This is a genomic window from Streptomyces sp. NPDC050546 (assembly GCF_044457425.1).
In the GTDB taxonomy this organism is placed as follows: domain Bacteria; phylum Actinomycetota; class Actinomycetes; order Streptomycetales; family Streptomycetaceae; genus Streptomyces.
Genome location: NZ_JBITGX010000001.1, coordinates 677,081 through 695,690 on the forward strand (window position 1 = coordinate 677,081; position 18,610 = coordinate 695,690).

Annotated in this window: 19 protein-coding genes and 1 pseudogene; 6 read left to right on the forward strand and 14 right to left on the reverse strand. The window is 71.4% G+C overall.

The window, feature by feature from the left end; genetic code table 11:
• Positions 1-9: 9 nt before the first annotated feature.
• The 4 genes from ACIBK5_RS03025 to ACIBK5_RS03040 all read right to left on the reverse strand — a co-directional run bounded on the left by ACIBK5_RS03025 (position 10) and on the right by ACIBK5_RS03040 (position 2,476).
• A complete protein-coding gene (locus tag ACIBK5_RS03025) occupies positions 10-423 on the reverse strand; it encodes a VOC family protein (protein ID WP_215123247.1) in 414 nt (137 codons plus the stop codon).
• A gap of 10 nt (positions 424-433) precedes the next feature.
• Positions 434-907, reverse strand: a complete 474-nt coding sequence (locus ACIBK5_RS03030) for a helix-turn-helix transcriptional regulator (protein ID WP_399015515.1) — start codon at positions 905-907, stop codon at positions 434-436.
• 45 nt (positions 908-952) lie between these two features.
• Complete coding sequence (locus ACIBK5_RS03035; protein WP_399015517.1) at positions 953-1,417, reverse strand: hypothetical protein; 465 nt, start codon at positions 1,415-1,417, stop codon at positions 953-955.
• 105 nt (positions 1,418-1,522) lie between these two features.
• On the reverse strand, positions 1,523-2,476 hold the full coding sequence (locus tag ACIBK5_RS03040; protein ID WP_399015520.1) for an ROK family protein: 954 nt from the start codon (positions 2,474-2,476) through the stop codon (positions 1,523-1,525).
• Positions 2,477-2,648: 172 nt separating this feature from the next.
• Here ACIBK5_RS03040 and ACIBK5_RS03045 point away from each other — a divergent pair, with 172 nt between their 5' ends.
• A complete protein-coding gene (locus ACIBK5_RS03045; protein WP_399015522.1) occupies positions 2,649-3,713 on the forward strand; it encodes a LacI family DNA-binding transcriptional regulator in 1,065 nt (354 codons plus the stop codon).
• Between the two features lie 8 nt (positions 3,714-3,721).
• Complete coding sequence (locus tag ACIBK5_RS03050) at positions 3,722-4,540, forward strand: hypothetical protein (RefSeq protein ID WP_399015524.1); 819 nt, start codon at positions 3,722-3,724, stop codon at positions 4,538-4,540.
• Here the strand turns inward: ACIBK5_RS03050 and ACIBK5_RS03055 are convergent.
• Complete coding sequence (locus tag ACIBK5_RS03055) at positions 4,486-6,378, reverse strand: serine/threonine-protein kinase (protein ID WP_399015525.1); 1,893 nt, start codon at positions 6,376-6,378, stop codon at positions 4,486-4,488. The genes ACIBK5_RS03050 and ACIBK5_RS03055 overlap by 55 nt on opposite strands.
• A 157-nt stretch (positions 6,379-6,535) precedes the next feature.
• Entirely contained in the window at positions 6,536-7,837 is a 1,302-nt protein-coding gene (locus tag ACIBK5_RS03060; protein WP_399015527.1) for a DUF6986 family protein, read from the reverse strand.
• Positions 7,838-8,029: 192 nt separating this feature from the next.
• Here ACIBK5_RS03060 and ACIBK5_RS03065 point away from each other — a divergent pair, with 192 nt between their 5' ends.
• Positions 8,030-8,935: an endonuclease/exonuclease/phosphatase family protein gene (locus ACIBK5_RS03065; RefSeq protein ID WP_399015529.1), complete on the forward strand. Its 906-nt coding sequence runs from the start codon at positions 8,030-8,032 to the stop codon at positions 8,933-8,935.
• 55 nt (positions 8,936-8,990) lie between these two features.
• Here the strand turns inward: ACIBK5_RS03065 and ACIBK5_RS03070 are convergent, their stop codons facing one another.
• The 4 genes from ACIBK5_RS03070 to ACIBK5_RS03085 form a co-directional block, all read right to left on the reverse strand.
• Positions 8,991-9,953 (reverse strand): electron transfer flavoprotein subunit alpha/FixB family protein, encoded by a 963-nt coding sequence (locus ACIBK5_RS03070; protein ID WP_184595139.1) that lies wholly within the window; start codon positions 9,951-9,953, stop codon positions 8,991-8,993.
• 55 nt (positions 9,954-10,008) lie between these two features.
• Positions 10,009-10,797, reverse strand: coding sequence for an electron transfer flavoprotein subunit beta/FixA family protein (locus tag ACIBK5_RS03075; protein WP_184595137.1), 789 nt, complete (start codon positions 10,795-10,797; stop codon positions 10,009-10,011).
• Between the two features lie 219 nt (positions 10,798-11,016).
• Positions 11,017-11,508: a flavin reductase family protein gene (locus ACIBK5_RS03080; protein ID WP_399015533.1), complete on the reverse strand. Its 492-nt coding sequence runs from the start codon at positions 11,506-11,508 to the stop codon at positions 11,017-11,019.
• Between the two features lie 95 nt (positions 11,509-11,603).
• On the reverse strand, positions 11,604-12,017 hold the full coding sequence (locus tag ACIBK5_RS03085; protein ID WP_399016220.1) for a TlpA family protein disulfide reductase: 414 nt from the start codon (positions 12,015-12,017) through the stop codon (positions 11,604-11,606).
• A gap of 78 nt (positions 12,018-12,095) precedes the next feature.
• On the opposite strand from ACIBK5_RS03085, the gene ACIBK5_RS03090 reads away from it, so the two are divergent.
• Both ACIBK5_RS03090 and ACIBK5_RS03095 read left to right on the forward strand, forming a co-directional pair.
• Positions 12,096-12,512, forward strand: a complete 417-nt coding sequence (locus tag ACIBK5_RS03090) for a DUF4395 domain-containing protein (RefSeq protein WP_399015535.1) — start codon at positions 12,096-12,098, stop codon at positions 12,510-12,512.
• A 185-nt stretch (positions 12,513-12,697) separates the two neighbouring features.
• A complete protein-coding gene (locus ACIBK5_RS03095; RefSeq protein WP_399015537.1) occupies positions 12,698-13,426 on the forward strand; it encodes a lysophospholipid acyltransferase family protein in 729 nt (242 codons plus the stop codon).
• 43 nt (positions 13,427-13,469) lie between these two features.
• Here ACIBK5_RS03095 and ACIBK5_RS03100 read toward each other — a convergent pair.
• Positions 13,470-13,605 (reverse strand): annotated as a pseudogene (locus ACIBK5_RS03100) (transglutaminase); the annotation flags it as partial.
• 120 nt (positions 13,606-13,725) lie between these two features.
• Between ACIBK5_RS03100 and ACIBK5_RS03105 the strand changes: the two are divergent.
• Positions 13,726-15,108 carry a hypothetical protein gene (locus ACIBK5_RS03105; RefSeq protein ID WP_399015540.1) on the forward strand — a complete coding sequence of 461 codons (1,383 nt, stop codon included), beginning with the start codon at positions 13,726-13,728 and terminating at the stop codon, positions 15,106-15,108.
• A gap of 10 nt (positions 15,109-15,118) precedes the next feature.
• Here ACIBK5_RS03105 and ACIBK5_RS03110 read toward each other — a convergent pair whose 3' ends face one another.
• From ACIBK5_RS03110 to ACIBK5_RS03120, 3 genes are read right to left on the reverse strand one after another with little or no spacing between them, the layout of a single operon-like run.
• Entirely contained in the window at positions 15,119-16,189 is a 1,071-nt protein-coding gene (locus ACIBK5_RS03110) for a threonine aldolase family protein (protein WP_399015542.1), read from the reverse strand.
• Positions 16,186-16,935 carry an SDR family NAD(P)-dependent oxidoreductase gene (locus tag ACIBK5_RS03115; protein WP_215123231.1) on the reverse strand — a complete coding sequence of 250 codons (750 nt, stop codon included), beginning with the start codon at positions 16,933-16,935 and terminating at the stop codon, positions 16,186-16,188. The genes ACIBK5_RS03110 and ACIBK5_RS03115 overlap by 4 nt, the downstream gene beginning before the upstream one ends.
• A 50-nt stretch (positions 16,936-16,985) precedes the next feature.
• The gene (locus ACIBK5_RS03120) at positions 16,986-18,383 is read right to left on the reverse strand and encodes a DUF6421 family protein (RefSeq protein WP_399015545.1); all 1,398 of its coding nucleotides are present in this window, start codon (positions 18,381-18,383) and stop codon (positions 16,986-16,988) included.
• Positions 18,384-18,610 lie beyond the last annotated feature (227 nt).

Genomic DNA, 18,610 nt, shown 5'->3' on the forward strand with positions numbered 1-18,610 from the left:
GCTACGGCGTCACGGCTTCAGCTGCTGGATGCGGATCATGTTGCCCGCGGGGTCGCGGAAGGCACAGTCGCGGACGCCGTACGGCTGGTCGACCGGCTCCTGGACCACCTCGGCGTCGCCCGCCTGGAGCCGCTCGAAGGCGCCGTCGACATCGGTGGTGGCCAGGACGATGCTCGCGTAGGTGCCCTTGGCCATCATCTCGGCGATGGTGCGGCCCTCGTCCTCGGTGATGCCCGGGTCGGCGGCCGGCGGATGCAGGACGATGTTGGTGCCGGGCTGGCCCACGGGGCCGACCGTGATCCAGCGCATGCCCTCGTACCCGACGTCGTTGCGTACTTCGAAGCCGAGGGTGTCGCGGTAGAACGCCAGAGCGGCGTCCGGGTCGTCGTGCGGCAGGAAACTGGCGTGAATGTTGAGGTCCATGGCCACCACGCTAGTTTCGGCTCGAGGCGGGCGCTTCTCGATTCCTGACCGGTCTGGTGACCTGCTTCGCCACGCACGACGGGATCCCCGCGGTCGCGCGCGCCGCCTCGCGCCGGTAGGCGCTGGGCGGCATGCCGACCAGCTCGGTGAAGCGGGTGCTGAAGGTGCCCAGCGACGAGCAACCGACCTCGAAACACACCTCGGTGACACTGCGGTCGCCACGGCGCAGCAGGGCCATCGCCCGCTCGATGCGCCGCGTCATGAGGTAGCTGTACGGCGACTCCCCGTACGCCTGCCGGAACTCGCGGCTGAGATGCCCGGCCGACATGTGCACGCCGCGGGCCAGTGCCTCCACGTCCAGCGGCTGTGCGTACTCCCGGTCGATCCGGTCCTTGACCCGGCGAAGGCGCGCGAGGTCACGCAGGCGCTGCGCCGAGGTGGATCTGCTGCTCACATGCCGGATCGTGCCACATCGCACGGACATTCGGTCGATTTCGGCGGAAGATCCGGTATCCCGGGCCGGTACCTGTCAGGTGAAGTACGTGTCGAACGTTCCGATCCACCAGGCCGCGAGCGGCAGGAGGCACAGCTGCACACCCGCCGTGATCCAGCAGCGGCCGAGCGCCGCGATCCCGAAGGTCCACCACGCGATGGAGCGCAGCACACTCACGGCTTCGGCCTGGTATCCCCGCCCGGTGGAATCGGCCATGCCGGGGTAGCCCATCCAGTCCTCGGTGAAGATGCCCTCCGTCCCCAGCACGATGGCCGCCGACACGAGCCACAGGTCGGCCAGGAGGGCCGTCACGGCGAGCGCCACGTCGAAGCGCAGGAAGGCGGGCGCCGGCAGCAGCCGTGCCGCGGGGTGCCCTCGGCGGCGCATCCAGTCCCGCGGCCAGACCCGCACCAGTGTGACGACGGCGAACACCAGCGCCCCGAGAGCCGCCGCCCACCCACCCATGAAGAACAGCCCGAAGAACAGCATCCCGGCACTCACGCCGGGCCAGATGCCGCACCGGGCCGGAGCGGTTCCCTCCGCGTCAGGGGCGGGTGGGGCCCCTGAGACGCCCCGGCCCCACCGCCTGAACGTTCCTGCCCGGTCTCACACCCCTGCCGCGGCCGCTTCCGTCCGCTTCGCGAGTGCCGCCGCAGCGGCGCCCACCAGGCCGGCGTCGGTACCCATCTGGGCCGGTGCCACGGTCAGCCGCTGGACGAAGGACAGGGTCGCGTAGGCGCTCAGAGCCTTGCGCAAAGGGGCGAAGAGCACGTCGCCCGCCTTGCCCACTCCCCCGCCGATCACCGCGATGTCGATCTCCACGAGGGTAGCCGTGGCGGCGATCCCGGCGGCCAGGGCCTGGGCGGCACGCTCGAAGGAGGCGACGGCGACCGGGTCGCCCGACCGGGCGGCCGCGGCCACCGCGGCGGCGGAGGTGTCCCCGTCCGGGCCGGGCCGCCAGCCGTTCTCCAGGGCGCGCCGGGCGATGTTGGGGCCGCTCGCGATGCGCTCGACGCAGCCGTGCGAGCCGCACGGGCACAGATCGCCGTCGAGGTCCACGCTGATGTGGCCGACATGGCCGGCGTTGCCGGTCGGCCCGGGGTGCAGCCGCCCGCCGAGCACCAGTCCGCCGCCGACACCCGTGGAGACGACCATGCACAGCGCGTTGTCATGGCCGCGGGCGGCGCCCTGCCAGTGTTCGGCCGCCGTGATCGCCACACCGTCGCCGATCAGCTCGACGGGCAGGTCCCCGGCCGCGGCCCGGACGCGTCCGACGAGCGGGTAGCCGCGCCAGCCCGGCACGTTCACCGGGCTCACCGTGCCCGCCGAGGCGTCCACGGGCCCGGCGCTGCCGATGCCCACGGCCGTGGCGCGCTCCCACAGCGGAGACACGGTGAGCTCGCCGAGCACCTCCTCCACGGCCCGCATCACGGTGTCGCCGTCCTCCCGGGCGGGCGTCGGCCGCTGGGCGCGGACCAGGATCCGGCCGTGGCCGTCCACCAGAGCGCCGGCGATCTTGGTGCCGCCGATGTCGAGCGCGGCCACGAGGTCGGTGTGCATCAGTGTCGGATCTCCCCGTCAACCATCAGAAAAACGCCGAGCAGCGGGCCGGTCCCGCACGGGTGCGCGGGCCGGGGACTGCGGTGGACAGTCTCCCCCGAGCCTGACAACGTTGTCCAGGCTCTATGCTCGACGCCACATCCTCATACAAACCCAGGATCGACGCACCCCCGTGGACGACAGGACAGGACACCGCACCGTGCCCCAGACCCCCCTCCGATCCGCAACGCGCTACGGCACCCGGCCGACCATGAAGGACGTCGCGGCACGCGCCGGAGTCGGGCTCAAGACGGTGTCCCGGGTGGTGAACGGGGAGCCGGGGGTCACCCCGGAGACGGAGCGGCGGGTCCAGGAGGCGATCGACGCCCTCGGTTTCCGCCGCAACGACAGCGCGCGGGTGCTGCGCAAGGGCCGTACGGCCAGCATCGGCCTGGTCCTGGAGGACCTCGCGGACCCGTTCTACGGGCCGCTGAGCCGCTCGGTCGAGGAGGTGGCCCGCGCGCACGGCGCCCTGCTGATCAACGGCTCCAGCGCGGAGGACCCGGAGCGCGAGCAGGAACTGGTGCTGGCCCTGTGCGCGCGGCGGGTGGACGGTCTTGTGGTGATCCCGGCCGGTGACGACCACCGGTATCTGGAGCCGGAGCTCAAGGCGGGTGTCGCCACGGTGTTCGTGGACCGGCCGGCCGGACACATCGACGCCGACGTGGTTCTGTCGGACAACTTCGGCGGCGCCCGCGACGGCGTCGCCCATCTCATCGCGCACGGGCACCGCCGGATCGGCTTCATCGGCGACATGCCCCGCATCCACACCGCCGCCGAGCGGCTGCGCGGCTACCGGGCCGCCATGGAGGACGCGGGCATACCGGTGGCGGACTCCTGGATGTCCCTCGGCGTCACCGACCCCGAGCGGGTGCGCAGGGCGGCCGGGGAGATGCTGTCCGGGCCGGACCCGGTCACCGCGATCTTCACGGCCAACAACCGGGTGACGGTCACCGTGATCCGCGTGCTCGCCGAGCACGCCCGGCGCGTCGCCCTGGTCGGCTTCGACGACATCGAGCTGGCCGACTTGCTCCAGCCGGGCGTCACGGTCGTCGCCCAGGACGCGGCGGACATCGGCCGCACCGCGGCGGAACGTCTCTTCCGGCAGCTGGACGGCACCCAGATCACCCCCGAGCGCATCGAGCTGCCCACCCGGCTGATCACCCGCGGCTCGGGCGAGCTGCCACCGGCGGACTGAGGCGGCCCATGGATCACCTCACCGATCGCACGCTGCGGGCACTCGGCCTCGCCGAGGCGCCGCGCGAGCATCCGCTGCTGTATCCGGGCGCGTGGCCGGCCGACTCCGGGCTCCTCGACGGGGACTGCTTCCTGCCGCTGGAGCAGCTCGTGCACGAGGACCGCACGCCGGTCCTGGCCATCGGCTCCAACGCCAGCCCGGGTCAACTGCGGCACAAGATGGCCGAGTTCGGGATCATGTCCCCCCTCCCGATGGTGCGGGCCCGGGTGACGGGTGTCGACGCGGGTGTCTCGGCGCATGTGAGCCGCATGGGATACATGTCCGCCTCGCCGGTCAGCGCCCCGGGCGCGGTGCGGGAACTGTTCGTCCTCTGGCTCGACGACGAGCAGCTCGCGGTGATCGACGCGAGTGAGGGCGCGCCGATCCCTAACGGCAACTTCAACCGCGCCTGGCTGCCCGCGCCCGATGTGCGGATCGACCTCGCGGACGGCACCCGGCTGCCCGGCGCCTACGCGTACGTCAACCGGCACGGGGTCCTGCACGACGGCACCGGCGCGCCGCGCACCCACCCGGGCCAGCGGGCGCTGCTCACCGAGCTGCTCTCCGGCCTGCCGCGGTTCAGGGAGCTCTTCGGTGTCGTGCCCGAGGAGTTCAGCGCGCGGGCCCGCGGTGACCGGCGGCTGTGCGAGCGGGGCACGCGGCTGTTCATCGAGGAGAAGCTGGTGACCGCCTCCGGCCTGGAGCGGTACGTCGGCTCCGGTCCGGAGGGGTCTCAGCAGACCGGGAGCCCGGGGACCGGCGCGTCGTTGTCCCCGCCCTTGACGTAGACGTCGCTGACCCAGACGTCCGTGTTGCCGCTGTCGTCGTCGGTCTTCGCCCACCAGACGTTGGTCCACCGGCCGTCCGTCACGCGGCGGCCCAGGTTCTGCTGGCAGTAGAAGTAGTTGGTGCCCGCGTTGAGGATGCCGACCTTGGTACCGGAGGCGGTGTAGGAGTCGGCGGTCTTCCAGACCTGGCAGTTGTACTTGCCGCCGCCGATGGCGTGGCAGGCCGGTTCGGGGGCCGGGGTGGTGGCCGAACCGCCGCCCGTGCCGCCGTCGCCGGAACCGCCTCCGGTGTCGCCGCCGCCGGAGGTGCCCGATGCCCCTCCCGTCGTGCCGCCTGAGGACTTGGCGGGGGCCGAGGTGTCCGCTCCGCCGCTGGGTTCGGGGGCCTTGGTGTCGCCGGGCTTCTTGGACGGGGCCTTGCCCTTCTCGTCGCCCTGCTGTGTGGGCCGGGGAGCGTTCGAGCCGTCGTCGGTGCGACCGGGCTCGGAGGAGGCCGCGGCATCCGCTCGGGCGGCGTCGGTCCGGGTGCCCGTTTCCTTGTCGCCGGAGTCGCTGAGCACGGCGGCCGTGACACCTGCGGCGGCGAGCACGACGGTGGCGGCCGCGGCGGCCAGCAGGGCACGGGACCTACGGCGGGGCGGGCGGCCGGAGTTCACCGGACCTGTCGGGGCGGAGGCGCCGGGGGCGGGGCTGTCCGGGCCGGACGGCCCGAAGCCGTGCGGACCGGGGCCCGAGCCGAACGGGCCGGACTCCGGGCCGGCAGCCCCGGAAGCTCCGGCGGCTCCGGCGGCTCCGAAGGCCGCGGGCGTCCCGGAGCCGGGTGTGCCCGGGGCCTCGTCAGGCCCTGCGGCGCCCGGCCCTACGTGCTGTGGTGGCCCGAACCCCGGCGGCACCGCCGGAACACTGCGCTCCGTCTCCGGGCGCGGAGGCGAGGGCGATGCCGCAGGGTCGCGCAGCGGGGCTGTCGGCGTGTCCGTACCGCCCGAGTCCGCGACCGACCGGAGCAGCTCCCGGGCCCGGTCGGCCTCCGGGCGGGCCTCGGGGCGCTTGTCCATCAACTGCTGGAGGACGGGGCCGAGAGCGCCGGCCCGCACCGGCTCCGGCAGCGGCTCGGTGACGATCGCCGTGAGCGTCGAGAACGTGGACGTGCGGCGGAAGGGCGAGGCCCCCTCGACGGCCGCGTACAACGTGGCGCCCAGGGCCCAGATGTCGGAGGCGGGGCCCGGGTCGGCGCCCTGAGCCCGCTCGGGGGCCAGATAGTCGAGGGAACCGACGAGTTCGCCGCTGCGGGTGAGGTGGGTGGCCGAGCCGTCGCCCGGGTCGTCCATGGTGGCGATGCCGAAGTCGGTGAGGACGACCCGGCCCGAGCGGTCGAGCAGGATGTTGCCGGGCTTCACGTCTCGGTGCAGGACACCCGCCCGGTGGGCGGCGGACAGCGCGTCCATGACCGCGGCGCCGATCCCGGCCGCCTCGCGCGGGTCCAGCGTGCCGCGTTCGCGCAGGACGTCGTCCAGGGACGGCCCGTCGACCAGTTCCATCACGATGAGCGGCCGGCCGTCGACCTCCGCGATGTCGTGCACGGCGATGACGCCGGAATGGCGCACCCGGGCCGCCGCACGCGCCTCGCGCTGCATCCGCAGTCGCAGAGCGGCCAGTTCGGGGCCGCCCACGTCGGTGTAGGTGCGCAGTTCCTTGACGGCGACCTCGCGGCCGAGGACCTCGTCGACGGCCTTCCAGACGACGCCCATACCGCCGCGTCCCAGTTGGGCCGTGACGCGATAGCGGCCCGCCAGCAGCCGGCCGGCTCCCTCGGACTGCCCGTACTCCCCCGTTGACACCGCTGCCCCGTTCCTGTGACCCCACTGGATCCACCGACACCTCAGTACGTGGCGTACAGAGTACGGGGCGGCGGTGACGACGACAGCCGACGATGACGGCTGTGACAGGGACGGTACGGGCCGGCCCTGTCACCGCGACGCCGTCAGACGGACGCCGTCAGGCGGACGCCGTCAGGTCGGCCCGCCTGGGCGTCGCGAAGCTCTCCAGGTCGGCGCGGGTCAGGCCGGTCAGCCGGGCGACCTCGCCGATGTCGAGGGCGCCGCAGTCCAGGCCGCGCAGCAGGTAGCCGCTGAGGGCCTTGGCGGTGGCGGGCTCGTCCATGACGTCGCCGCCGGTGCGGTTGGCGTAGCGGGCGAGACGGGCCGCGGCCTGCTCGTAGCCCTCGCGGTAGAAGGCGAAGACGGCCGCGTACCGGGTCGGGATGTGGCCGGGGTGCATGTCCCAGCCCTGGTAGTAGGCGCGGGCCAGGGCGCGGCGGGTGAGTCCGTAGTGCAGGCGCCAGGCGGCGTGCACCTTCTCGGTGGGGCCGACGGGCAGCACGTTGGTGGAGCCGTCCGAGACGCGGACGCCGGTGCCGGCCGCCGCGACCTGCATGACGGCCTTGGCGTGGTCGGCGGCGGGGTGGTCACTGGCCTGGTGGGCGGCGGAGACGCCGAGGCAGGCGCTGTAGTCGAAGGTGCCGTAGTGCAGGCCGGTGGCGCGGCCCTCGGCGGCCTGGATCATACGGGCGACGGTGGCGGTGCCGTCGGCGGCGAGGATGGACTGGCTGGTCTCGATCTGGATCTCGAAGCCGATCCGGCCGGGCTCCAGCCCGTGGGTCTTCTCGAAGGCGTCCAGCAGTCGCGCCATGGCGGTGACCTGCTCGGCGTACGTCACCTTGGGCAGGGTGAGCACCAGCCCGCGGGGCAGACCGCCGGCCTCCATCAGACCGGTGAGGAAGATGTCGAGGGTGCGGATGCCCCGGTCGCGTACGGGCGCCTCCATGCACTTCATCCGGATGCCCATGTACGGGGCCGCGGTGCCGTCCTGGTACGCCTCGGCGATCAGGCGGGCGGCGCGGGCGGCGGCCTCGTCCTCCTCGGCGTCGGGGCGGTTGCCGTAGCCGTCCTCGAAGTCGACGCGCAGGTCCTCGATCGGCTCGCGCTCCAGCTTGGCGCGCACGCGCGCGTGGACGGGCTCGGCCAGTTCCTCGGCGAGGCCGAGGACGGCGGCGAAGGACGCGGCGTCCGGGGCGTGCTCGTCGAGGGCCGCCAGGGCACGGTCGCCCCAGGAGCGGACGGTGTCGGCGGCGAAGACGTCGCCGGGGACGTAGACGGTGTGCACGGGCTGACGGGTGCCGGGGTCTCCGGGGTAGCGGCGCTCCAGTTCGGCGTCGACCGCCGCGAGGGAGGCGCTGATCTCCTCGCTGACGGCGCCCGCGAGGCTCGTCGCCACCTTCTCCTGCTGGCCCTGCCCCATCCCATACCCTCCATTTTCCGTACAGCGGAATCAATAATCCGTATGCCGAAGCTAACTGTCGATCTTCACTCAGGTCAACACCCTCTTGAAGTGGGATTACCCATCCTTCACCCTTGATCGCCGCCGACCCGCCCCCATCTTCCGTATTCAGAAGGCAAGCTTCATCCTGACGTGCAAGGGGAGGGAGACCACGTGCCGAACGAGGTCGGAGTGACGCGCCGCCACGGGCTCAAGGCGGCGGCCGCCGCCGCCATCGCGGGACCGCTGCTCACCACCGCGGGCCCCACACAGCCCGCTTCCGCCGGCGAGCACCCGGGCGCCCTGGACGTCATGACGTTCAACGTGCGCTTCGGGACCGTCGTCGACAGGACACCGCGCTGGGAAGTGCGCCGGCCGGTGATGCGAGAACTGCTGCGCCGCGAGCGACCGCACCTCATCGGCACCCAGGAAGGGCTCTACCGGCAAGTGCGCGCGATCGAGAAGGATCTCGGCGGGCACTACGACTGGATCGGCACCGGACGCGGGGGCGGCAGCAAGGACGAGTTCATGGCGGTCTTCTACGACACGCGCAGACTCGACCCGATCGAGTTCGATCACTTCTGGCTGTCCGACACCCCGTACACCATCGCCTCGAACACCTGGGACGCGGACTGGCTGCGCATGGTGACCTGGGTCCGGTTCGCCGATCTCGCCGACGGGGGACGGGAGTTCTACGTCCTCAACACCCATCTGGACAGCGTCAGCCAGTACGCCAGGGAACGCTCGGCGGGGCTCATCGGCGAGACGATCGCCGGGTGGGACCGGTCGTTACCGGTCATCGTCACCGGCGACTTCAACGCGGCCGCCCACGACAACCGGGTGTACGACCTCATGCTGGACATCGGGCTGGTGGACGCCTGGGACGCGGCGGCCTCGCGGGGTCCGGCGTACGGGACGCACCACGGCTACCGGGCGCTCAGGCCCGGCGGGCGGCGCATCGACTGGATCCTCACCACGCCCGGGGTGACCACGCACTGGGCCGGGATGAACACCCACTCCGCGGACGGGACGTACCCGAGCGACCACCTGCCGGTGCAGGCCTCGATGACCCTGGGATGAGAAAAGGCCCCCGTGACCGTTCGCGCGGTCACGGGGGCCTTCTGCAGCCGGTCGATCAGCCCTTGCGGGTCTTGATCTCCTCGGTGAGGGCCGGGACGACGTCGAAGAGGTCACCGACGATGCCGTAGTCGACGAGGTCGAAGATCGGGGCCTCGGCGTCCTTGTTGATCGCGACGATGGTCTTCGAGGTCTGCATACCGGCGCGGTGCTGGATCGCGCCGGAGATGCCGGAGGCGATGTACAGCTGCGGCGACACACTCTTGCCGGTCTGGCCGACCTGGTTGGTGTGCGGGTACCAGCCCGCGTCCACCGCGGCACGCGAGGCACCCACGGCCGCGCCGAGGGAGTCGGCGAGCGCCTCGATGATCGCGAAGTTCTCCGCGCCGTTGACGCCACGGCCGCCGGAAACCACGATCGCGGCCTCGGTCAGGTCCGGACGGCCCGTCGACTCACGCGGCGTGCGGCCGGTGACCTTGGTGCCGGTGGCCTGGGCGGAGAAGGACACCGACAGCGCCTCGACCGCGCCGGCGGCCGGGGCGGCCTCCACGGCCGCGCTGTTGGGCTTGACCGTGATGACCGGGGTGCCCTTGGAGACACGGGACTTGGTCGTGAACGAGGCGGCGAACACCGACTGGGTGGCCACCGGGCCCTCGTCGCCGGCCTCCAGGTCGACGGCGTCGGTGATGATGCCGGAGCCCAGACGCAGCGCCAGACGCGCGGCGATCTCCTTGCCCTCGGCGGAGGACGGGACCAGCACGGCGGCCGGGGACACGGCCTCGTGCGCGGCCTGCAGGGCGTCCACCTTCGGTACGACCAGGTAGTCGGCGTACTCGGCGGCCTCGTGGGTGAGGACCTTGACCGCGCCGTGCTCGGCGAGCGTGGCGGCGGTGTCGGCGGCGCCGTTGCCCAGCGCGACGGCGACCGGCTCGCCGATGCGGCGGGCCAGGGTCAGCAGCTCCAGGGTGGGCTTGCGGACGGCGCCGTCCACGTGGTCGACGTAGACGAGAACTTCAGCCATGGGACTTCTTCTCTCCTGCTTGCGAAAGATGAGGGGCGGTCAGCGAATGCCGGGCTCAGATGAACTTCTGGCCCGCGAGGAACTCAGCGAGCTGCTTGCCGCCCTCGCCCTCGTCCTTGACGATCGTGCCCGCGGTACGGGCCGGGCGCTCGGCCGCGTTGTCGACCGTGGTGTAGGCACCCTCGAGGCCGACCTCCTCGGCCTCCAGGTCCAGGTCGGACAGGTCCCAGGACTCCACCGGCTTCTTCTTGGCCGCCATGATGCCCTTGAAGGAGGGGTAACGCGCCTCGCCCGACTGGTCGGTCACCGACACGACCGCCGGCAGGGAGGCCTCCAGGCTCTCCGTGGCGGCGTCGCCGTCGCGGCGGCCCTTGACCGTGCCGTCCTCGACCGACACCTCGGACAGCAGGGTGACCTGCGGGACGCCCAGACGCTCGGCGAGCAGCGCGGGGACGACGCCCATGGTGCCGTCGGTGGAGGCCATACCGGAGATGACCAGGTCGTAGCCGGCCTTCTCGACGGCCTTGGCCAGGACCAGGGAGGTGCCGATGGCGTCGGTGCCGTGGATGTCGTCGTCCTCGACGTGGATCGCCTTGTCGGCGCCCATGGACAGCGCCTTGCGCAGGGCGTCCTTGGCGTCCTCGGGGCCCACTGTCAGGACGGTGATCTCCACGTCGTCGTCGGAGTTCTCGGAGATCTGCAGCGCCTGCTCGACCGCGTACTCGTCGAGCTCGGAGAGCAGACCGTCCACGTCGTCCCGGTCGACGGTCAGGTCATCGGCGAAGTGCCGGTCGCCAGTGGCGTCGGGCACGTACTTCACAGTGACAACGATCCTCAAGCTCACGCCGGCTCTCCTACTGCATCGTCATTTCTCGGCTGCCTACTTGCAGGCAGCATAGGCGCCTCAAGCGGCCGATTCCGGTCGGGGCGACCCACGCTCCGAGCGAAATATTACTCGTCAGTACACCTAGTTCGTTCCCGCTAAGCAAGCGCTTTGAACTGTGACCTTCGCAACGCAGCGTAACCGGAACTCGACGGTCCCGCAGCCCGGGGGGCGCACCCCTCAGTCGGGCAGTCTCTGGAAACGCCCCTGGTGGTAGAGGAGCGGGCGGCCGGTGCCCGTGGGGTCCCCGTGCAGGACCTCGGCGAGCACGAGCCGGTGGTCTCCGGCGGGGACGCGGGCGACGACCCGGGCCACCAGCCAGGCGAGCACACCGTCGAGCAGGGGGACGCCCTCGGGCCCTTCCCGCCAGACGGTGGGCGGGCCGAAGCGGTCGGCCCCGTTGCGGGCGAAGGTGGCGGCCAGGTCCTGCTGGTGCTCGCCGAGGATGTGGACGCCGACATGATCGGTCGCCGCGATCGCGGGCCAGCTGGAGGAGCCGGTGCCGACACCGAAGGACAGCAGGGGCGGTTCGGCGGAGACGGAGGCGAGGGAGGTGGCGGTGAAGCCCACCGGACCGGTGTCGCCACGAGCGGTGATCACGGCGACTCCCGCCGCGTGCCGCCGGAAGACCGAGCGCAGAAGGTCGGGCGTGGCGAGAAGGTCCGAAGGCATGCGGTCAGGCTGACGATAAATGGTGTGCACAGTCAAGTTCGTTTCGTGATGTGGGAGATGACTCACTGGACGTACTCACCGAGCGCGCCGGCGTCTCACACCGCCTCCCCCAGCGCGGCGATCACATCGGCCTTGCGCGGCTGCCCGGTGGCCCGCCGCACCACCCGGCCGTCGGCGTCGAGGACCAGCACGGTCGGGGTCTTGAGGATGTCCAGCCGTCGCACGAGGTCCAGCTGGGCCTCGGCGTCGATCTCGACGTGGGCCACTCCGGGGACCACACCGGCGACCTCTCCGAGGATCCGCCGGGTCGCGCGGCAGGGAGCGCAGAAGGCACTGGAGAACTGCACGAGCGTGGCCCGCTCGCCGAGTTCCGCGCCCAGTTCCGCCGCAAAGAGCCGCTTGCCGTCGTCCCGCCCGCGCACTCGCACTCTCCCGCTCCGCCGCCGTTGCAGCACTCCGAAGGCGCTCGCCGCCGCGAGCACCAGGACACACACCACCAGTCCGGTCATCATCCGCTTCAAGCGTTCACGAGACCGCAAAGATTCCCGCGCTCTCAACGGTGCCGCGTTGCGGAATGCTTGGTTCCTATGGACATCGATGCGAGAGGGCCGCGTTTCGGCGCGGCCGTGACGGCCGTCGTCCTGGCGGTCGTTCTGGTCACGGGGAGCGCCTGGCTGCTGGCCTGGCAGACGCTGGCGTTCCTGCTCGGCGCGGCGGGCGGGGTGCGCCGGTCCCCGTACGGCCTGCTGTTCGCCAAGGCCGTACGGCCGCGGCTCGGGCCGCCGACCGAGTTCGAGGCGCCCGAACCGCCGCGTTTCGCCCAGGCGGTGGGACTGCTCTTCGCCGGGCTCGGGCTCGTCGGCTACACCCTGGGGCCCGACTGGCTGGGACTCGCGGCGACCGGCGCGGCGCTCGCCGCGGCCTTCCTCAACGCCGCGTTCGGGTACTGCCTGGGCTGCGAGTTGTACCTGCTCGTACGGCGGGTGGCGGTACGCGCGGAGTAATACGGGCGTAAAAGCACGAGGTGGGATCACGGGCGACGTGACGAGAATCTCTCCTCCGGCGGGCACGAGGACTGGCTACCCGGCCGTTCTTCGGGCACGATCTGCGACAAGCCGTAAACCTACGGCTGCGTAACTTTCCGCTGGGAATCCCTTCCCAGGCAGAGCAGGAAGGGTCCGACCCGCCCATGGCAGAGCTCGTCTACCGTCCCGTCGTCGGTTTCGCCCGCACGCTGTTCAAGGCGTGGGACCTCAAGATCGACCTCCAGGGTTCGGAGAACATCCCGCGCTCGGGCGGCGCCGTGCTGGTGAGCAATCACATCAGCTACCTGGACTTCGTCTTCGACGGCCTGGCGGCCCTGCCGCAGAAACGCCTCGTACGTTTCATGGCGAAGGAGTCCGTCTTCCGGCACCGGATCTCCGGCCCGCTGATGCGCGGCATGAAGCACATCCCGGTGGACCGCAAGCAGGGCGAGGCGGCCTACGCGCACGCCCTGGACTCACTGCGTTCGGGTGAGATCGTCGGGGTTTTTCCGGAGGCGACGATCTCGCAGTCGTTCACGCTGAAGAGCTTCAAGTCGGGCGCCGCGCGCCTGGCGCAGGAGGCCGGCGTCCCGCTGGTCCCGATGGCGGTGTGGGGCACGCAGCGGCTGTGGACGAAGGGCCACCCCCGGAACTTCAAGCGCAGCCACATCCCCATCACGATCCGGGTCGGCGAGGCGATCGAGGCCTCCCGCGACAAGTACGCGGGCGCGATCACGCGTCAGCTGCGCGAGCGCGTCCAGGAGCTGCTGGAGGCCGCCCAGCGTGCGTACCCCGTGCGCCCGAAGGGCCCCGAGGACACCTGGTGGATGCCGGCCCACCTCGGCGGCACCGCACCGACGCCGGAGCAGGTGCGGGCGGCGGAAGCGCACTGACCAGGCGCCTCACAGCACGAGAGGGAGTGTCTCCCGCACATGTGAAGGCGAGTCGCTCGGCGTCGAGGGAGAACCGCGCGTCCACACCCGGCTCGTTGCCCCCCCCGGGGGGCCTGCCGGTGCCACGCGCCGTTGAACCGCACGGCGACCGGACCGTGCACCACTTCCCACTGCTGGTGGCGCCTCTGTGCAGTGCCGCCTGAGAACGGCTGAACACCGCCGCAACCACTCGCCCGGCCACAACCCTTCCCCCGCGCCACCGGTCTCGGCCTCCGCAGATCTGTGACTAGGGGGAAGACATGAAGGACCCACATCGCCTGCTCGGCGCCGCGCTCGTCTCCTGCGCCCTGGCGGCGGCCGGAGTCGGAGCCGTGCCCGCGCACGCCATGGAGAACCAGCTGTGGATCAACGCACCGTACGAGACGGTGCTGCCCGGTGCGGACGCGAACGGTGACGCGCGTGCCCGCACCCTGACCGTGGAGGTCAGCCGCGACATCGCCGACGGCAGCCTGCCGGCCGGGCAGCTGACCGTCGACGTGAGCGAGGTCGCCTCCTTCGCACGCGTGTCGTGGCCCGCGAACTGTGCGCCCCGGTCGGAGGCCGAGGCGATCTGTGACGTCCCGGGGATGCCGGCGGGTACGGACAGCGTGCGGGCCGCCACGTTCGAACTGCGGGCGCTGCCGGGGGCGGACACCGGCGCTTCCGGATATGTGCGCTACTCGGCCACCGCCGGAGAGGCGACGTCCCACCCGGGCGAGACCCGGGTGGGCGTGGGCAACGGGCCGGACCTCGGGCTCAGCCAGGCCGACTGGCAGCGAGACCTCAGGCCGGGCTCGGAGACGAGCGTGCGGGCGACGCTGTCCAACAGCGGCAACCGCACCGCCGAGCGCACCCTGCTCTGGCTCAACGCCTCGTACGGCCTGCGCTTCAAGGAACGGCACGCGAACTGCGAGTACCGGGAGCACAAGACCGGCACGTCCGCCCTGTGCGTGCTGGACGAGGCGGTGGCGCCCGGGCAGGAGTACGCGCTGAGGACCGGACTGGGCGTCGGGCGCAAGGCGATGTACGAGCGGTTCGACCACTCCGTCCATCCCTACTCGGACGAGGCGCTCGCCGAGATGCGCGGCGAGTGGACGTGGACCCGGGGCACGGGGTCCGAGCTCGACCTGCGTCCGGTGACCGCCGCCGGGGCCAGGGCGACGGATCCCGACATCGATCCTCAGGACAACTACCGGACCGTCATCCTCGACGCCCGGAACACCGCCGACCTGAAGCTCACCGGCAGCAGGGTGAGCGGTGGCGCCGGTGACACCGTGACCGCCCGTGTCACCGTGCACAACCGCGGCCCGGCCTGGGTGGCGTCGCTGGGCGTGGGCGCGCCCGTGGCCACGGTGAGGTTCCGGGCGCCGGAGGGCACCACGGTCGTGCTCCCGCCGGAGGCGGAGTGCTGGACGCAGCCGGAGGAGCCGGAGGAGGGGTCCGTCACGACCTACTTCTGCCGGACACCCATCTACCTGCACGACAAGGCGTCGTACACCTTCGAGATTCCCTTGCGGATCGACCGTGTGGTGCGCGGGGCACGCGCCACGGTCGTCACCGTCAACGACGATCCCGAGCTGAGCATCAGGGAGTTCGACCCGAACCTGCGCAACAACAGGACGGAGATCGTCGTCAACCGGTGAACAGCACGGGTCAGCGGGCCATCTCCTCCTTGAGCGCCGCCACGAAGGTGTCCACGTCCTCCTCGGTCGTGTCGAAGGCGCACATCCAGCGGACGTCGCCCGCGGCCTCGTCCCAGAAGTAGAAGCGGAACCGCTTCTGCAGACGCTCGCTCACGTCGTGGGGCAGGCGGGCGAACACCGCGTTGGCCTGCACGGGGTAGAGGATCTCCACCCCGTGCACGGCGCGTACGCCCTCGGCGAGGCGCTGGGCCATCTCGTTGGAGTGGCGGGCGTTGCGCAGCCACAGGTCCCGGGCGAGCAGGGCCTCCAGCTGCACCGACACGAAGCGCATCTTGGAGGCGAGCTGCATGGACAGCTTGCGCAGGTGCTTCATGTGGCTGACGGCGTCCTGGTTCAGGACCACGACGGCCTCGCCGAACAGGGCCCCGTTCTTGGTGCCGCCCAGGGAGAGCAGATCGACGCCGGCGGCGTCGGTGAACGTCCGCATCGGGACGTTCAGGGTGGCGGCGGCGTTGGCCAGCCGGGAGCCGTCCACGTGCACCTTCATGCCGTGCGCGTGGGCGTGCTCGCAGATGGCGCGTATCTCGTCCGGCGTGTAGACCGTGCCCAGTTCGGTGGACTGGGCGAGGGAGACGACCTGGGGCATCGCGCGGTGCTCGTCGTCCCAGCCGAACGCCTGCCGGTCGATCAGCTCGGGCGTGAGCTTGCCGTCGGGCGTCGCGACGGTGAGCAGCTTCAGGCCGCCGACCCGTTCGGGGGCGCCGCACTCGTCGACGTTGATGTGCGCGCTCTCGGCGCAGATCACCGCGCCCCAGCGGTCGGTGACCGCCTGGAGGGCGACGACGTTCGCGCCGGTGCCGTTGAAGACCGGGAACGCCTCGGCCGTGGCGCCGAAGTGGCTGCGGACGACGCTCTGCAGGTTCTCGGTGTACGCGTCCTCCCCGTACGCGACCTGGTGCCCGCCGTTGGCCAGGGCCAGTGCGGCGAGCACCTCCGGGTGGGCGCCGGCGTAGTTGTCGCTGGCGAAACCGCGGACTTCCGGGTCGTGATGGCGGCGCGCGTCGGTCTTCGGCGGGTTCACGGCTTCTCGGTGAGCCACAGACGGTTTCCGTTCACTTCGGCGGCGGGCTTGTCCCAGACACCCACGACGGCCTCGGCCAGGTCCTTGACGTCGGTGAAGCCCGCGAACTTCGCGTTGGGTCGCTCGGCGCGCATCGCGTCGTGCACCAGCGCCTTCACCACCAGGATGGCAGCGGCTGACGTCGGGCCCTCGGCGCCCCCGGCCTTGCGGAAGGCGTCGGCCAGCGCGAGCGTCCAGGCCTCGGCGGCGGCCTTGGCCGCGGCGTACGAGGCGTTGCCCGCGGTCGGCTTGGTGGCTCCGGCGGCGCTGATCAGCAGATACCTTCCGCGCTCGCTGCGCTGCAGGGCCTCGAAGAAGGCCAGCGACGTGTGCTGCACGGTGCGGATCAGCAGCAGCTCCAGGAAGTCCCAGTCGTCGAGACTGGTCTTGATGAAGGTCTCGCTGCCGCGCCAGCCGCCCACGAGGTGGACCACGCCGTCCACGCGGCCGAAGTCCTTCTCGATGTGCGCGGCCCAGTCACGGGTGGACTGCAGGTCCAGCAGGTCGACGGGCTCACCGATGACGCTGGCGCCGCCCGACGCGTAGCGGGCCGCGTCCACGGCCTCCGCGAGCCGCTCGGGATCGTTGTCGGCGGCGGCGACGGTCGCCCCCGCCTCGGCCAGTCGCAGCAGCGCCGCCCGGCCCGCGGGCCCGCCCGCGCCGGCCACCGCGATCACCGCACCGCTGAGAGCTCCGTTCCCCGCCATCTTCTTCGCCTCCTGAGCAGTGTTCCCGGTTCCGCGGAGGTTTCCGCCGCTCACGCGGCGATCCGCTCGGCGCCGTCCGCCGTGATGCCCTTGGTGGAGGCGATCACGTTCTTCAGCTTCTTGGACAGTGCCTCATAGAACATGCTCAGCGGAAACTCGTCCGGAAGCACGTCATCGACGAGTTTCCGGGGCGGCTGCGTCACGTCCAGGGCCTCGGGGCCCTTGGCCCACTTCGAGCCCGGGTGCGGGGAGAGGTACGTGGAGACCAGCTCGTATCCGGCGAACCAGTGGACGAGCTTGGGCCGGTCGATACCGTCGCGGTAGAGCTGCTCGATGTCGGCGCACAGCTGGTTCGTGACCTGCGGGGCACGCTCCCAGTCGATGGTCAGCTTGTTGTCGGTCCAGCGGACGACGTCGTGCTTGTGCAGGTAGGCGAAGAGGAGCTGGCCGCCGAGGCCGTCGTAGTTGCGCACCCGCTCGCCGGTGACCGGGAAGCGGAACATGCGGTCGAGGAGCACCGCGACCTGCACGTCACGGGCCTGCGGGACGCCCTCGGCCGACAGCTTCACGGCCTCCTTGAAGGCGGTGAGGTCACAGCGCAGCTCCTCCAGGCCGTACATCCAGAACGGCTGGCGCTGCTTGATCATGAACGGGTCGAAGGGCAGGTCGCCGTGGCTGTGGGTGCGGTCGTGGACCATGTCCCACAGGACGAACGCCTCCTCGCAACGCTTCTGGTCGTGGACCATCGCGGCGACGTCCTCGGGCAGCTCGAGGCCCAGGATGTCGACGGCCGCGTCGGTCACCCGGCGGAAGCGGGCGGCCTCGCGGTCGCAGAAGATGCCACCCCAGCTGAACCGCTCGGGTGCCTCGCGCACGGCGATGGTCTCGGGGAACAGGACGGCGGAGTTGGTGTCGTAGCCGGCCGTGAAGTCCTCGAACTTGATGCCACAGAACAGCGGGTTGTCGTAGCGCGTGCGCTCCAGTTCGGACAGCCAGTCCGGCCAGACCATGCGCAGGACGACCGCTTCGAGGTTGCGGTCCGGGTTGCCGTTCTGGGTGTACATCGGGAAGACGACCAGGTGCTGGAGGCCGTCAGCGCGGCTCGCGGCGGGCTGGAAGGCCAGCAGGGAGTCGAGGAAGTCGGGCACCTCGAAGCCGCCGTCGGCCCACCGGCGCAGGTCCTTGACCAGGGCCTCGTGATAGGCGGCGTCGTGCGGGAGCAGCGGGGAGAGCTCCAGTACCGCGTCGGCGGCCCGGCGGACGGCCAGCTCGGCGTCGGCGGGCTCCGGCGCGCCCTGGGCGTCGAAGTCGATCGACCCGTCCTTGGACTGCCATGGCCGGATCTGCTCCACGGCATCCTTGAGCACGGGCCATGCCGGGTGCTCCACCACCCTGGCCACGGGAGGAACCAGGTCCTCCGAACCCACCTGCACAAGAATTTCCGTCATGTCCCACCTTCCACGGGAGAATCTCGCGTACCTCGACCGTATACACACGAGGTTCCTCCCAGCAAGGGAAGCTTCCGAAAATTATCCTGCCGCACCCTGTGCTTCACCGCACTATTTCCTGTCGACCATGCTTGTGCCCGGATGTGCGCCGACCATGCCCTCGGCCTCTGCAGAGGGCGGGTACAGGCGATACGGTCCAGGTGGGCCGTAAGGCCCCCAGTGCCGCC

What these genes read in the sequence shown, in the direction of transcription:
- ACIBK5_RS03025 (WP_215123247.1), bottom strand. Translation starts at nt 423, where the DNA reads ATGGACCTCAACATTCACGCCAGTTTCCTGCCGCACGACGACCCGGAC.
- ACIBK5_RS03030 (WP_399015515.1), bottom strand. Translation starts at nt 907, where the DNA reads ATGTCCGTGCGATGTGGCACGATCCGGCATGTGAGCAGCAGATCCACC.
- ACIBK5_RS03040 (WP_399015520.1), bottom strand. Translation starts at nt 2,476, where the DNA reads ATGCACACCGACCTCGTGGCCGCGCTCGACATCGGCGGCACCAAGATC.
- ACIBK5_RS03050 (WP_399015524.1), top strand. Translation starts at nt 3,722, where the DNA reads ATGGATCACCTCACCGATCGCACGCTGCGGGCACTCGGCCTCGCCGAG.
- ACIBK5_RS03060 (WP_399015527.1), bottom strand. Translation starts at nt 7,837, where the DNA reads ATGGGGCAGGGCCAGCAGGAGAAGGTGGCGACGAGCCTCGCGGGCGCC.
- ACIBK5_RS03070 (WP_184595139.1), bottom strand. Translation starts at nt 9,953, where the DNA reads ATGGCTGAAGTTCTCGTCTACGTCGACCACGTGGACGGCGCCGTCCGC.
- ACIBK5_RS03080 (WP_399015533.1), bottom strand. Translation starts at nt 11,508, where the DNA reads ATGCCTTCGGACCTTCTCGCCACGCCCGACCTTCTGCGCTCGGTCTTC.
- ACIBK5_RS03085 (WP_399016220.1), bottom strand. Translation starts at nt 12,017, where the DNA reads ATGACCGGACTGGTGGTGTGTGTCCTGGTGCTCGCGGCGGCGAGCGCC.
- ACIBK5_RS03090 (WP_399015535.1), top strand. Translation starts at nt 12,096, where the DNA reads ATGGACATCGATGCGAGAGGGCCGCGTTTCGGCGCGGCCGTGACGGCC.
- ACIBK5_RS03095 (WP_399015537.1), top strand. Translation starts at nt 12,698, where the DNA reads ATGGCAGAGCTCGTCTACCGTCCCGTCGTCGGTTTCGCCCGCACGCTG.
- ACIBK5_RS03105 (WP_399015540.1), top strand. Translation starts at nt 13,726, where the DNA reads ATGAAGGACCCACATCGCCTGCTCGGCGCCGCGCTCGTCTCCTGCGCC.
- ACIBK5_RS03115 (WP_215123231.1), bottom strand. Translation starts at nt 16,935, where the DNA reads ATGGCGGGGAACGGAGCTCTCAGCGGTGCGGTGATCGCGGTGGCCGGC.
- ACIBK5_RS03120 (WP_399015545.1), bottom strand. Translation starts at nt 18,383, where the DNA reads ATGACGGAAATTCTTGTGCAGGTGGGTTCGGAGGACCTGGTTCCTCCC.